Origin of the sequence: Pseudoalteromonas sp. NZS11_1, from assembly GCF_015864275.1 — a bacterium.
Lineage (GTDB): Bacteria > Pseudomonadota > Gammaproteobacteria > Enterobacterales > Alteromonadaceae > Pseudoalteromonas > Pseudoalteromonas arctica.
Map to the genome: position 1 here is coordinate 1 of NZ_JADYXK010000023.1, position 14,776 is coordinate 14,776.

General features: G+C 39.6%; 13 protein-coding genes. 6 read left to right on the forward strand and 7 right to left on the reverse strand.

The features are described 5' to 3' along the window. Positions 1 to 318 precede the first annotated feature (318 nt). Positions 319 to 684 carry a DUF4870 domain-containing protein gene (locus tag I6F44_RS15000; RefSeq protein WP_007580507.1) on the reverse strand — a complete coding sequence of 122 codons (366 nt, stop codon included), beginning with the start codon at positions 682 to 684 and terminating at the stop codon, positions 319 to 321. Between the two features lie 184 nt (positions 685 to 868). On the opposite strand from I6F44_RS15000, the gene I6F44_RS15005 reads away from it, so the two are divergent. From I6F44_RS15005 to I6F44_RS15020, 4 genes are all read left to right on the forward strand, one after another. Next, positions 869 to 1,570, forward strand: coding sequence for a spondin domain-containing protein (locus I6F44_RS15005; protein WP_197174085.1), 702 nt, complete (start codon positions 869 to 871; stop codon positions 1,568 to 1,570). A 10-nt stretch (positions 1,571 to 1,580) separates the two neighbouring features. Further along, positions 1,581 to 2,315 (forward strand): spondin domain-containing protein, encoded by a 735-nt coding sequence (locus I6F44_RS15010; protein WP_002962335.1) that lies wholly within the window; start codon positions 1,581 to 1,583, stop codon positions 2,313 to 2,315. A gap of 62 nt (positions 2,316 to 2,377) precedes the next feature. Continuing rightward, on the forward strand, positions 2,378 to 3,103 hold the full coding sequence (locus I6F44_RS15015; RefSeq protein WP_197174086.1) for a response regulator transcription factor: 726 nt from the start codon (positions 2,378 to 2,380) through the stop codon (positions 3,101 to 3,103). Between the two features lie 10 nt (positions 3,104 to 3,113). Then, positions 3,114 to 4,601, forward strand: a complete 1,488-nt coding sequence (locus I6F44_RS15020) for a sensor histidine kinase (protein WP_010554544.1) — start codon at positions 3,114 to 3,116, stop codon at positions 4,599 to 4,601. A 42-nt stretch (positions 4,602 to 4,643) separates the two neighbouring features. Here I6F44_RS15020 and I6F44_RS15025 read toward each other — a convergent pair whose 3' ends face one another. Further along, positions 4,644 to 6,818, reverse strand: coding sequence for a S9 family peptidase (locus tag I6F44_RS15025; protein ID WP_197174087.1), 2,175 nt, complete (start codon positions 6,816 to 6,818; stop codon positions 4,644 to 4,646). Positions 6,819 to 7,009: 191 nt separating this feature from the next. On the opposite strand from I6F44_RS15025, the gene I6F44_RS15030 reads away from it, so the two are divergent. Beyond that, positions 7,010 to 7,480 (forward strand): DUF2721 domain-containing protein, encoded by a 471-nt coding sequence (locus I6F44_RS15030; protein ID WP_197174088.1) that lies wholly within the window; start codon positions 7,010 to 7,012, stop codon positions 7,478 to 7,480. 90 nt (positions 7,481 to 7,570) lie between these two features. Beyond that, positions 7,571 to 8,023, forward strand: coding sequence for a c-type cytochrome (locus I6F44_RS15035; RefSeq protein WP_197174089.1), 453 nt, complete (start codon positions 7,571 to 7,573; stop codon positions 8,021 to 8,023). An 88-nt stretch (positions 8,024 to 8,111) separates the two neighbouring features. Here I6F44_RS15035 and I6F44_RS15040 read toward each other — a convergent pair whose 3' ends face one another. From I6F44_RS15040 to I6F44_RS15060, 5 genes are all read right to left on the reverse strand, one after another. Then, the gene (locus I6F44_RS15040) at positions 8,112 to 11,234 is read right to left on the reverse strand and encodes an efflux RND transporter permease subunit (RefSeq protein WP_197174090.1); all 3,123 of its coding nucleotides are present in this window, start codon (positions 11,232 to 11,234) and stop codon (positions 8,112 to 8,114) included. Positions 11,235 to 11,246: 12 nt separating this feature from the next. After that, entirely contained in the window at positions 11,247 to 12,425 is a 1,179-nt protein-coding gene (locus tag I6F44_RS15045) for an efflux RND transporter periplasmic adaptor subunit (protein WP_197174091.1), read from the reverse strand. A 219-nt stretch (positions 12,426 to 12,644) separates the two neighbouring features. Continuing rightward, on the reverse strand, positions 12,645 to 13,433 hold the full coding sequence (locus I6F44_RS15050; RefSeq protein ID WP_197174092.1) for a PhzF family phenazine biosynthesis protein: 789 nt from the start codon (positions 13,431 to 13,433) through the stop codon (positions 12,645 to 12,647). A 19-nt stretch (positions 13,434 to 13,452) separates the two neighbouring features. Beyond that, positions 13,453 to 13,926, reverse strand: coding sequence for a pilin (locus tag I6F44_RS15055; protein ID WP_197174093.1), 474 nt, complete (start codon positions 13,924 to 13,926; stop codon positions 13,453 to 13,455). Continuing rightward, positions 13,923 to 14,747 (reverse strand): hypothetical protein, encoded by an 825-nt coding sequence (locus I6F44_RS15060; RefSeq protein WP_197174094.1) that lies wholly within the window; start codon positions 14,745 to 14,747, stop codon positions 13,923 to 13,925. Before I6F44_RS15060 ends, I6F44_RS15055 begins: the two co-directional genes overlap by 4 nt. Positions 14,748 to 14,776: the final 29 nt, after the last annotated feature.

Below are 14,776 nucleotides of genomic sequence, written 5' to 3' on the forward strand. Positions count from 1 at the left end.
GAGAACGAGTGAAACGTTATATTCTTCCAGAAAAAAGAAAACGGCCCAAAAGTAGGACCGTTCGAATTTCAAAAACTCGGTACACCATTAAGTCAAAGCATGCTTAACTGAATGGTGTTAAGCCTATAGCTGGGTTTATAATACCAATTTTATTAAAAACATGATCATTCTAGCGTATTAAATAACTCACTAACGACGTTAAAAATTATTTATATAGAACAACTATGTATCATAATTTTAGCCTTGTTATTGAGCTATTTTCTTATCGCTATAATAGATCACTAATTTAATGCAATTGGTATAAAAATAACTGAGGTTTTATTTTATCAAATTTAAACTAAACGGGTAATTAAACTCTTTACCTTCGTTAGCTTTAATACTCGCCATTACAACCATTACAAACCCAAAAATTGCCACTATAGGTAGTAATATTAAGCCTACTGCTACAAACATCAGTAAAAAACAAACTACATATGCAATTGCCATCGTTATTTGAAAGTTAAGCGCCTTTTTACCGTGCACGTCAACAACTGGCATCTCATCTCTTTTAATTAACCACACAATTAATGGCCCAATTATTGAGCCAAACGGCACAATAAATCCGGCAAGCGCACTCAAATGGCATAACATAGCCCACATACGGTCATCTTTATTAACTGGTTCAACCTGTTGATTTTCTTCCATAACACTCTCCTTTTTGTTTTATGTATGTTGCCTCTTAACTAAACAAATGTCTACAAATCAACCAACGTATTTGTATTTAAAAATCACAGCGTAAAATCTTGTGATAAAAAAGTGATAAGTTTGTGAGAGTTTCTGGAGACGATTATTCAATACTTAACTCGAATCATCACTTACAGGAATAATAATGAAAACTTCTACATTAACAATTGCAATTCTTTTAGCGGCAGCTAGCCAATCGACTATGGCCGCAGAATTAGACCTAAAAGTTACTAACCTAACCAAGGGTATTCACTTCACTCCACTGTTAATTACAGCACACAACAGCGAAGACACACTATTTGAAGTAGCAACAGAGGCATCTACAGCATTACAAACAATGGCTGAAGGCGGCGATATTGCAGAGCTAGTTGCACAAGCAACTGCAGCGGGCAGTGATATGGCTGCAAATCCAGCTGAAGGCTTACTTGCACCAGCCGCATCTACAACGGCAACACTTACCACTACCGACGGTAACGAGTACCTATCATTAACTGCAATGATGCTACCAACTAATGATGGCTTTGTAGGCTTAAACAGCTGGAAAATCCCAACAGAAGCGGGTACTTACACAATTAATTTAAATGCTTACGATGCAGGCACAGAACAGAACAATGAGCTTGTAGTTGAAGGCTCTGGCGCTCCAGGTACTCCGGGTATTCCTGCGGCTCCAGGTGGCGACGCTGGCACTGGCGGTACAGGTATATTAAGTGGTGATACAAATACAAGCATCCATATTCACCCAGGTAGCTTAGGTGATGACGATTTAGAAGCGGGTAATAGCGATTTAAGTAATACAGTACACAGATGGTTAAACCCAGTAGCGCAATTAACCGTTACAGTTAAGTAGGAGCATGATTATGTCATCTGCTAACAACCTTAAAAAAAGTCTACTAGTGCTTGCACTTGCAACCACACTTGCAGCGTGTAGCGATAATGATAACGACCCAGTGGTTGAAGAGCCGGTCGTTGTTGAGCCAATTGTTGTAGAACCTGTGATCAGTGAGTTTACTATTACTTTTAGTAACTTAACTGCAGGACAGCCTTTGTCACCACTCTCTGTCATTGCTTTTGAAGATGAAGCACCTTGGTCATTCGGTACTACAGCTTCTGTTGGTTTAGAAATGCTTGCAGAAAGCGGTGCAAATGAAGAATACCTCAGCTACGAAAGTGCACTTGCTGCAGTTTCAGCTGAAGGCGCTATTGGCCCTGGTGAAACCACCACAGTAATCATTACTGTTGAAGAGCAAGAAACGCTTAATTTGTCATTTGCTGCCATGCTTGGGAATACAAATGATGCTTTTACCGGTCTTAGTTCTTTAGATGTATCAACATTAGAAGTTGGCGGTTCGTTATCACGCACTACGACTGCTTATGATGCGGGTACGGAAGCAAATACAGAAACAGCTGAAACTGTGCCAGGTCCTGCCGCTAGCGGTGAAGGGTTCAACGAAATACGTGACGATACAGCCGATATAATAACGATGCATCCAGGCATTGTTTCAAATCAAGATGGATTATCTACATCAGCACTTGGTGTTGAACATAAGTTTGATAACCCAGTATCGAAAATAGTAATTACGCGCACGCAGTAACGTTTCAGCTTGTAATGGGGAAGTAAGGGAGCACGGATGCCCCCCTTTTTACGAGGTAATACATGCGTCACGAAAAAATATTAGTAGTAGAAGATGACAGAGAAATAGGTAAGTTAATTACCACGCAGCTAACGTCGCTTAACTTACATGTTGATCATGTTGTAAGCGCAGAACTTGCCTTAAAAAAAATAGCTAAGCATCCCTACGGACTTATTTTACTCGATATAAACTTACCCCAAATGGATGGTTTGAGCTTATGCCGAAAAATAAAAGAGCATTACCCAACTACCTCCGTAATTTTACTCACCGCGCTTAGTAGCGATATGGACAGAGTTATTGGCCTTGAAATGGGCGCCGATGATTATATTTGTAAACCCTTTTTTGCACGCGAATTACAAGCCAGAGTAAAAACCCAATTACGCCACAGAGCACAGCTACTCGCTAACCAAAATAACGACAACTCCCCCGTTGATAGCGAACAAACACTAAATGTAGGCTCACTCAATATAGAATTTAGTTCGCACCAAGTGTATTTAGGCAAGCAAGCCCTTAACCTTACCGCCACCGAATTTGATTTACTCGTTTACTTTGCACGCCATCCTAATCATGTTTTTAGCCGCCAGCAGTTACTCGATAAAGTATGGGGTTACCAACACAGTGGGTACGAGCATACGGTTAATTCACATATAAACCGCTTACGTGCCAAGCTAGAAGAACACCAACAAGCGCCTATCATCGAAACAGTTTGGGGTGTTGGTTACAAACTAAACCCTAGCCAACTCAATTAAGACACCTATTATGAAATTATCTTTGTATCAAAAATTAGCTATATCGCTAGTCGTGATTTTTTGTTTTATTTGCGCCCTAGTTTACGGCTGGAGCAAGCAATTAGAACTGACTTCAAAACACCACGCCGAACAAAATCTGCACTTAGCGTTAGCGGAACATTTAGTACAAGATAACCCACTAATAAAAGAAGGGGTTTACGACTATAAAGCGCTTGAAAACCTCTTCCATACCTTAATGTTATTAGGCCCGGCGTTTGAATTTTATTTTGTAGACGAAACCGGAAAAATTCTTACTTACTCAGCAAAGCCGGGTAAAGTTAAACGCACGCATATTAGTTTAACGCCTTTAAAAAGGCTGATTAACGACCCAAGCGCTGCACCTATTTATGGTGATAATCCTCGTAATAAAGAGCAACAAAAAATATTTTCAGCCGCGCCAGTATTTAATCAAGATAAGCTACAAGGTTATTTATATGTAATTATTGGTGGTGAGGCTTACGATACCTCACTAAGCACTGTAAAAAATAATGATAAGTTATGGCTAGCTGCTTTATGGCTTGGCTCTGCACTCGCATTTTTATTTATTGCGATGCTAATTTTACTACGTTTTTTTACCAACCCAATTCAGCGCTTAGCACGCGATGTTAGTAATATTGAAGCCGCTAACTACAGCCTTACCGACACCAAGCTAAGTAACTATTCAACGCAAAAAAGTAACGAAGTGCATAGTTTAGGGCGAAGTATTCAAGCCATGCTAACGCGTATTAACGAGCAGTTTAAAGCGCTTGAACAAGGCGATAAACAACGCAAAGAGTTGCTGACCCATCTATCGCACGACCTACGTACACCACTTGCTTCACTGCAGGGGTTTTTAGAAGTATTAAATCAGTCAGGCGAGCAGCTAAGTAAACAAGAGCAGCAAGAATACTTACAGGTATCGCTTAATAATTGTGGGCAATTAAAGTTACTCATAGAACAAATATTTGAACTTGCTCACTTAGAAAATGGCGAAATAAGTATAAATAAAGAAACCTTTAATTTAGGTGAACTCATTTACGATTGCATGGCAAAATTTAGTTTAGCCGTTGACAAAAAAGGCATTAGTTTGTCGGTAGAACCTGCGATTTGTGATTTTCCTGTGGTTGCCGATATAGCTAAATTAGAGCGCGTGTTAAGTAACTTAATTGATAATGCAATTAGGCATACCCCTCGCGGCGGCAGCATTGCAGTACATGTAAAACGCAGTGACGATAATCAACTATTTGTGCATGTATCAGACACGGGCGTAGGCATAAAAGAAGATGAGCTGAATGCTATTTTTGATCCGCACTACCAAGCAAGTAATTCTAATAAAGAAGGGCGCCAGCAAGGTGGTTTAGGATTGGCTATTTGCAGAGGGTTATTAAAACTGATGGATAGCGAAATTTACGTACAAAGTGAAATTGGTAAAGGCACAATGTTTAGCTTTAACTTGCCACAAAAAAAGGTGCTTTCTTAAAAAGCACCTTACATTTTTGTTTATTTTAAATATATAAATTAATTACTTTTTAATACCCGCTAAATTAAGCATAAATGCATAGTTTAGCGCGGTATCTTCTAAGCGCTTAAAGCGACCCGATGCGCCGCCGTGCCCTGCTTCCATATCTATTTTAAACAGTAACTTATTGTCATCAGTTTTATAGTCACGCAGCTTAGCAACCCATTTTGCAGGTTCAAAGTATTGAACTTGTGAATCGTGCAAGCCAGTCGTTACCAACATATTAGGATATGCTTGCTTAGATACTTGGTCGTATGGCGAGTAAGACAGCATGTAATCGTAATACGCTTTTTCGTTCGGATTACCCCACTCGCCGTATTCATTTGTTGTAAGCGGAATGCTCGCATCAAGCATCGTTGTTACTACATCTACAAACGGTACCGCAGCAACCATGCCTTTATAAAGCTCAGGCGCTTGGTTTGCTACTGCGCCCATTAATAAGCCACCAGCACTGCCACCTAACGCAAATATTTCATCTTTTGCGCCATACTTTTGAGAAACCAATGCTTTGGTTACGTCAACAAAGTCATTAAACGTATTCTTTTTAGTGAGTAGCTTGCCGTCTTCGTACCAAGGTCGACCTAGCATTTGCGAGCCACGTACATGGGCAATTGCAAATACAAAACCACGGTCTAACAAGCTCAAACGTGAGCTTGAGAACGTTGGATCCATGGTTGCGCCGTACGACCCATAACCATATTGCAGTAGCGGGTTAGTGCCATCTTTTTTAAACGCATCTTTACTGTAAACTAAACTTACCGGTACTTTTATGCCATCGCGTGCTGTTACAAAAATGCGCTCTGAAGCGTAATTTTCAGCATCAAAATCACCTAACACAACCTGTTGCTTAAGAAGCGTTTTATCGCCAGTCGCTAAATTTACATCGTACGATGAGCTTGGAGTGGTCATGCTTGTGTAGTAAACACGTAACGTGCTGCTATCTATATCGTTATTGCCATAAGTACCAATTGTATAAGCGCTATCGTTAAAGCTCAGTGGTAACTCTTTACCTGTTTTTAAATCACGCGCAATCAACTTTGATTGGCCCATTTCACGTTCTTGGTAAACTAAGTAGTCATTAAATAAATCAATGCCTTCGAGTTTAATATCATCGCGCGCTGGGATCACACTTTGCCAATTAGCCTTGTCGCCTGCTTTATCAATATCAACTTTCATCAGCTGAAAATTTACAGCATCTAAGTTAGTTACAATGTAGTAAGTATTCCCTAGCTTCGAAATATCATATTCAAGCCCTGCTTCGCGCTCAATTAAGCGTTTAGGCATTGCCTTAGTATCATCAGCACTTAATACAGATACGCCTGATGCAGCCGTGCTACTGTGCCAAATATAAATCTCTGACTCATCTTTGCTTTTACTCATACCCATGTAGTAACTGGTATCAGTTTCTTCGTAAATTAGCTCATCATCAGCTTGCGATGTACCTAATGTATGACGATACACTTGGTAACCTAGTAGAGTTTGTAAATCTTTTTTAATGTAGTAAACCGTTTTATTATCGTTTGCCCACACAATGCCACCGTTGGTGCCTTCAAGTGTGTCTTCGAGTAATTTACCGGTAGTTAAATCTTTTATTTTTACGCTATAAATACGACGGCTAACAGTATCTTCGCCATAAGCCATTAAATTGCCATTAGGGCTTACATCTAAACCACTTACTGCATAATAATCATGACCTTTAGCAAGCTCATTTACATCTAAAATAACTTGCTGATCGGTACCTGCAAAATCGCTGCTGCGTAAGTAAGTAGTGTACTCGTTATCGCCACGTGTTTGTGTTGAGTAAAAATAATCACCGTTTTTAACTGGGACCGAATCATCGTCTTTTTGAATACGCCCTTTTAGCTCTTTAAACAACTCACTTTGCAGCGTTTTAGTATGTGCGAGCATTGCATCAGTGTATGTGTTTTCAGCTTCTAAGTAGTTAATTACCTCAGGTGCTTTACGTTCATCATCACGCAGCCAATAGTAATCATCTATACGTGTATCACCATGAATAGTCATTTCATGTGGCACTTTTTTAGCTACCGGCGCTACAGCTTGGGCTACTTGAACCGTTTTAACTTGTGTATTACTTTTTTTGGTTTCTTCAGGGGCTTGATTACAGCCACTTAAAATAGCGAGCGATAGTGCTGCGAGTGCGAATGGAGTACGTTTCATCAGTCAAAGTCCTTGTTGTATTTTTATTTTTTATTAAGTAATTAAATATACCTAAAAATAACCTATGTTGTGATTTAGTTTGTGAAGCTATGTAAAGTAAATCAACGTAATTCCTCTTTTCTTAATAAGCCTACATCAGGTACTCTGTAGATATATAAATCACTTTTAAGCTCAACTGATTAAGGGTAGTAATGAATAACGAAGTAATAAACATTTTAACCATGGCCAAAGTGATTCAAACAGCTGTCGCTCCTGTATTCTTAATCACGGGTATTGCTGCTACTTTAGGTGTTTTATCTAATCGCTTAGCACGAATTACCGACAGAGCGCGTTTACTGGAGCGAAGATTAAAAGTAAATACAGATGACGATTTTAGTAAGTCGCTAGCAACAGAACTGCGCGCTTTATTAAAAAGATCTCGATGTATACATATTGCTTTTAGTTTAAGTGTATTAAGTGCCTTACTTGTATGTGCTGTGGTTATGTTTTTATTCTTGTCGCACATTCAATCAATTAACTTAAGCGTGACCATTGCTTGTTGTTTTGTAGCTGCCATGGCGTTACTCATTTGTGCATTTATTTCGTTATTAGGTGAAGTATTTTTAGCAACGCGCAGCATGCGACGAGGCATGATATTTGCCGATATAGGCATTAATGATTAACTTTTCATTAAATCCGTCGTATTCGCTTGAATAAAAATGACGTTGCATACAAGATATTAAATTAGGAATAATACTCAACAGGGGCAAACTATGAAATTAAAAAAAATATTAGCAGGTGTAGCATTAGCTACATGTGCATTTAGCGTATCGGCAAATTCTGCATTTAAAGAACCAAGTGACGCGATTGAATACCGCCAAGCTGCGTTTTCAATGATCTCAGTGCAAATTGGTGACATGGGCGCAATGCTAAAAGGTAAAGTACCTTTTGACGCAGAGCAATTTAAAATGCGTGCTAACAACGCTGCTGCACTTTCAAAAATGCCATGGGAAGCGTTTTACGAAGGGACAGATAAAGGCGATACAGCTGCACTTGCTGCTGTTTGGGCCGAAAATGCAACCTTTGTTGAAAAAGCGAATGCTTTTGCAGCAAATGCAGATAAGCTAGCGTTAGCAGCCCAATCGGGCGATAAAGCCGTAATTGGTAAAGCTTTTGGCGCATGGGCTAAAGGCTGTAAAGATTGCCATAAGCAATTTAAAGATTAATTATTGTTGTAGCCAGTTTAACAACAATAAATAGATAATAAAAAGCACTGAGCGTTAATAACGGTCAGTGCTTTTTTATGTTTTTTATCTACGAGACTTTCACAGCTCGGCTTTTAAATGGGCGTTTAAATACGGCACCAATATCACCTAAAATAATATATAAACACGGTACTAATATAAGCGTTATTAACGTTGCAAACATAACAGCAAAGCCAAGTGCTACTGCCATAGGTATTACAAACTTAGCCTGCAGGCTTGTTTCAAACATAATAGGTAATACACCAGCAAAGGTTGTTATAGACGTTAATAGTATTGCTCTAAAGCGGGCACAACCGGCTTCTATTACTGCATTTTTAACGCTAACACCTTCGCGGCGAACTTGGTTTACATAATCTGTCATTACAAGTGAATCATTTATAACAACACCTGCTGCGGCAATTAAGCCAAATCCCGACATTAAGCTCATATCTAAATCAAACCAGTAATGACCCCAAATAGCCCCGGTTAAACTAAACGGAATAACCGACATTACAATAAGCGGTTGTGAATAGCTTTTAAGCGGCACAGCTAGCAGTATGTATACTAAAATCATTCCGCCAATAAAAAACATTATTTGCTCATTAGCTTGAGCTTGCTGCTCTTCTATTGCGCCACCGAGCTCTGATTTAACACTTGGGAATTCTTCTATTAGCTGTGGTAGTAGATTTTCTTTTACTTGCTTAACCACTTCGCCTGGCTCAATTTGCTCTTCATCAATATTGCCATAAACATACACGGTACGGTAACCACCTTCGCGGCGTATATAGCTAATACCAGGCGTTTCTGTTAGCTCTACTACATCACCAAGAAGTACTTCTCGCCCTTGTGGGGTGGTAACAACGGTGTGTTTAAGCGATGAAAATGCCTCACGAGTCAGCTTAGGGTAACGTACCATTACGCGTACTTCTTCGCCGTTTCGGATTACGCGCTGCGCTTCGCCACCATAAAAACTGGCTCCCACTTGATTTGCAATACCTGCCAAATCTAAGCCTAAATCGTAAGCAACAGGTTTAAGGCTCATTTGCACTTCTTTGCTCGCAGGATCTATGGTTGAGCTAATATCAAACAACCCTTTTTGCTGTTGAAGTAATTGAATAAAACGACGACCCGCTTGATTTAAAGTATCTATGTCTGAGCCATACAGTAAATAGCCAAACTCGCCGCCGCCATTACCACCGCCGCCACCAACATCGTCTTGAATAGTTAACGACTTAATACCAGCAATAGTCGGCATAGCCTCACGCCACCGGCGAGAAAGTTCAAATGCATTGTATGGACGTGAATCTTCGTCAACTAATGGAGCTAGTAACTGCGACTCAGTTCTGCCTTGATTAAATACCAATACATCACGAATAATTTTTTGGCCAAACTCACGCTCAGTTTCTTCATCGACTCTAAGTACCATAGCTTCTATTTCACGAATAGCAGCAATGGTTTGTAAGTCAGAAACGTTGTCGTTCATTTCTACTTGAATTTGTGGAAAGTCGTGCGGCACTTTAGGAGTTGGAACTGTACGTACTTTATTAGACGTAATAAGTGCAATACTAATTATAAACATTGCAATAAAAGCAAACAAAACAGTCCAGCGCCAATCAACACACTTAGCAATAAAACGTTTGTATGGGCCATTTACGAAACCAAAAAAGCGTGTATTGAAGCGATCGCGCCAGCTACCTTTTTTAATCGGCGAAAAGTGCGTATGAGCAATGTGAGCTGGCAGTATCAGCTTTGATTCAATCAAACTAAATACTAAACACAGCATTACCACAACGGCTATACCATAAAAGAAGGCACTTTCTGGCCCGCTCGACATTGTGAATGGTGCAAATACAGCAATCGTTGTTAACACACCAAAGGTTGCTGGGGTCGCGACTCGGTTAGCGCCACGCACAACATTTTCTACACCACCGCCGCTTTTTTCAACTTCGGTGTAGGCAGCTTCCCCTATCACTATGGCATCATCCACCACTATGCCGAGCACCATTATAAAAGCGAATAACGAAATAATGTTAATGCTAATGCCAAATAGTGGCATCATCATCATGGCCCCTAAAAAACAAACAGGTAAGCCAATCATTACCCAAAGCGCTAGTTTAAAACGCAAGAATAACGACAACATAATTGCCACCAAAATGGCACCTTGAAACAGGTTAGCTTTCATCATATCAAGGCGAGCATTTAGGTAGTAGGTCATATCCATTAATGGCTCTAATCGAATACCCGGCGGTAGTTGCTTATTTTTTTGATCAATAAACGCTTTAACCGAATCCGCAACGGGAATCATGTTTTGCTCTTGCGTTGCTTTTACCGATAAATACACCGCGTTTTCGCCATTAAACTTAAAGTAGCGCTCACCTTCGGTAAATTGATCTTTAATAACTGCAATATCTTGCAGTAAAACTTTAGCGCCATACTCGCCAATTTTTACCGGAATTTGCCTAAACTCTTCACCCGAGTAAAACTGATTCTCGACGCGAACAGAAATAACACCTGCGTCTGTTTTTAGCTGCCCCGCCGAAAAGTTAGCTGAGTAACGGCGTACCGCATTCATCACATCACTAAGGGTTAGATTATATTGGCGCAGCGTATCGGGCTCTATTTCAATTGCTATTTCATCAAGAGGAACATCGTTTACCACTAACGACACGTTAGATAACTGTAGTAACTCATCCTCTATTTGGTTTGCTATAGGCTTAAGCTCTGTAAGTGGTAAGTCAGCAACGAGCGTCATACCTATTACGTCTTGCCTAAACTCAACCTGACTTATGGTGACCGGTTCCATACCCGCCGGAAAAGTCGCAATACCATCAACACGCAACTTTACTTTATCAAGCACATCGGTAAGTTTTGCATCGGTGTTTATTTCCAGGCTGGCTGTACCACCATTTCTAAATGCGCGATACACGCCTTTTTTAATTTCGGTTATATCTTTAAGTGACTCTTCAACTTTTATAAGAATACTTTCTTCTATTTCCTGAGGAGAGGCACCTGGGTAATTAGCCTCAATATTAATGTAGTTAATCTCTACATTAGGAAACATTTGACGCTGAATCGTAAAGTAACTTATAGCCCCCATAATAATGATAAAAAACATCATTAAATTAGCGGCTACTGAATTATTAGCAAAGTAGGCAATTAGCCCTGTTTGTTTTTGTTGTATTGACTCGCTCATAACTATTACACCCTACAGCTGTTGCGTGTTTGAAGTGCTCGTTTCTGAGCTTTCAGGTTTTGCAGCTACACCTGCAATTTTAACCTGCATTCCTTTTTGCGGGTATTCAGGTAGAGTAATAACAAGTTTGTCATCGACATTTAAACCACTGCTAATATAAAAATACTCACCCTCTTCACGAATAACCGTTACTTTGCGAGGCTCTAGTTCTTGATTTTCGTTTACTACCCACACAGTTTGGTTGTTAACCAAAGCTTGCGGTAAACGGTAAATATTATTAAGCATTGCACCTGCAAAATTCACCTGTACGTAGCTGCCAAACTTAATGGCTGGTTGTATGTTTTTAAGACCGTATGGGTCTTCTATACGCACTACTAGACTGCTCATACGCGTAGCGTTATCAACAATCCCTAGGTCGCGGTCAATTACACCTTCACGGGTGAAGCTGTTTAGGCCCTTTTGAATAATCGTCGCGGTAATGCCTTTAATACGTTCTGGCAAAAAAACGCTATCGAACCCTGCTATAGGAATAATCACTTCAGCAGTTTCAATATTATTGAGCTCAGCAACTTGCGAACCCATAGTGACAAATTGACCAACACCTACATTTCGGCTAATAACCAATGCATCGTAAGGGGCTGTAACTTCACAATTATCTAAGTCACGTTGTGCACGTTTTAATGCAGCTTGCGCCGACTTTACAGATGCCTGCGCACTTAACACTTGAGGCTTACGTAAAAATAAGTCGGTACGCGCTTTACTTGGAAAACGCTTTGCTTCATCTGCGGCTACTTGAGCTTGGGCCTGCTCTTCAATTAAGCCTGCTTGTGCACGAGCAATTTCTGCCTCTGCAACAAGTACTGCTGCTTCGTAGTTGTCTTTTTCGATAGTGAATAACGTTTCACCGCGAGCAACGATGCCACCGGCTACAAAATTAGGATGCCAACTTAACACTTCACCCGACACCTGCGCCGAAAGCTGTGTACTTTCAAGAGGCTTTACTTCACCGTAGCTATTAATAATAACTTGATGATCGTTTGCAGCCACTGGCTCAACTTGCACTGTTGGACGAGTATCAATTACTTCTTTTTTTTCTGGCTCTTGTGCAATGGCATTTATTCCCATAAAGCCAACAACACCAACAACTAGTGCTACAAATGGAAAAACCCATCTAAGTGAATTTGTTTGCATATCCTATTATCCCCAAAATTCTATTAACGTCATAATACCAGAGCCATATGAAACATTAAGGTGACATTTGTAAGCAACTGTTACAAATGCGTATATTAATAGATAAAATAAAGGAAGTAGCTTAAAAAAACGACTAGTATAATAATAAAAAACAAGCAGTTGGTATGATTTTGAAATGAATAATTAAACCTTGTTCCTTGTCAAATATAAAGCTCCTAATTAAATATAAATAGTGCCTTTTAAATACCTTACAGCATGCCCCGTTAAGGTGACGGTTGTATCACCCACTTCACATAGTAAATACCCGCCTCTGCTTGAAGCCTGATAAGCGCTTAACGTAGTTTTACCCAATTGCTGCGCCCAGTAAGGTGCCAAGCCAGTATGAATAGAGCCTGTTACATAATCTTCGTCGCCACCGCTTGCAGGCCAAAAATAACGAGATATAAAATCATATTCAGCACTTGCAGCAGTGGCAACTACATCAAGTGGATAAAGCGTTTTTAAAAGCTCTGAGCTAGTTTTTAATTCAAGTATTTGATCGGCGTTTTCATAAATAACAAAGTAGGCTTGGCGATTTTTAAGCACTTTACTCGGTTGCATAGACAGGCCATCAAGCAGTTGCTGAGGCACATTTTGCACTTCAACCGGTGCTTGTTTTGGAAAGGTCATTGCAAAGCTACCATCAGCGTTTTTATTAACGATTAGCTCGCCCACCGCATCAGCAATAAAGCGAATTTGCGATATGTTATGCTCTTCACATAAAACATAGGCAGCCGCAAGTGTGGCGTGACCACAAAAATCGATTTCCATTAACGGCGAAAACCAACGAATAACAAAACTTCCATCGTCTTGCAGGCAGGTAAAAGCAGTTTCAGATACGTTATTCTCAGCGCCAACCTTTAGCATTAAATCGTCACTTAACCACGATTCTAGTGGGATCACTGCCGCATAGTTACCTTTAAATAACTCATTCGTAAACGCATCAATTTGATGAATAGCTAATTGCACTTTAATCCCCTAAACTATTTTATATACACGCTGAAGGTAAAATTTCTTTTGGTACTGTTGTTTTATTTTCGCCAACCGCTTGCATGCCAGTTACCGGTTCGTCAAACCCACATAACCACGCAATCGGGCTTGTAGGGCTTCCCGTTACAACTGCGGGTCTGAATGTTAAAACTGTATCTTGCAAAAGCTGTGAAGCTTTATTACCCAAGCTAATATGAATAGCACCATTATCAACTGTAATACCTGTTACCCGATTGCCAATCAAAAATTTACTTGCAGGCACACCGGCTTGTTCATTACTTGCTGGAAAACGCCTGTTTTCAAGATAATAAACCGTAACGTCTTCTCTAATGGCAGCTGCCATTGCAAGTGGGTCAACAAGTTCTGCTCGTTGTATATACTTACTGTATTGAGGTAGCGCAACCGCAGCTAAAATACCAATAATGGACACCACCACCATCAACTCTATTAACGTAAATCCTTTTGTTCTCATAGCACTTCTCCTAGCATAAATAGTGGTTGATAAGCCGCTTTCACAAATAAGCAAATAGACACAACAATGACCAAACCATAAACAATAACGAGCTTACTTATAAAGCTTTTAATATGTGTTTTAAGTAACTTTAGCTGCTGCTTTAATAACGCTTTAAATTCTTCTTGGGTTTCTAAACCTAGCAGCTCGCATTGAGCTAAGTGCTGGGTTTGAGGTGTAGAGGCTTTAACACCCTTTTTATGATTACTTGGAAATAATAGCGTGGTAATTAAAGAGTTATGCTCATTAATTAATTGACGAGGAATAAGAAATTTAAATAAACCCGAAAAAGGCTTTAGCTCTGTGAGAGCACTTACATTTTTTAGCTTTAAAATAACGGTAAAAATAATACTCAGCAATAAAACGAGTAAAATAATTGGCACATACCAGTAAGTAAAATAATCATCAAACACATGATTTAAAGAAATAGTATGCTTGCTATATATCTCTACAAAAGTAGGCACAACAAAAGACTGATACAACAAAGAGGATAAAACATAAATAACAAATACAATGGTTAAGTAACTAAGCCAGCCCTTGTGCTCAAACTTAAATTCGTTAACTAATTCCGGTAAACATTGATAATACGTAGCTTGCTTTTGCGATGTTGCTTCATCTTGGGATGCAATTTGCGTCACCAGATTATGCGCTAATTTACTATGCGACCCGCTATTGGCATACATATTTAAATGGGACTGTGTACTTAGCTCATCTTTTTGCTCTGTACTTAGTGTTTTAGAGCTATTAACACGGCAAATATAGCCAAACTGATTCCAATTCATACTTTATCCTTTTATTAGATAAAGTAATT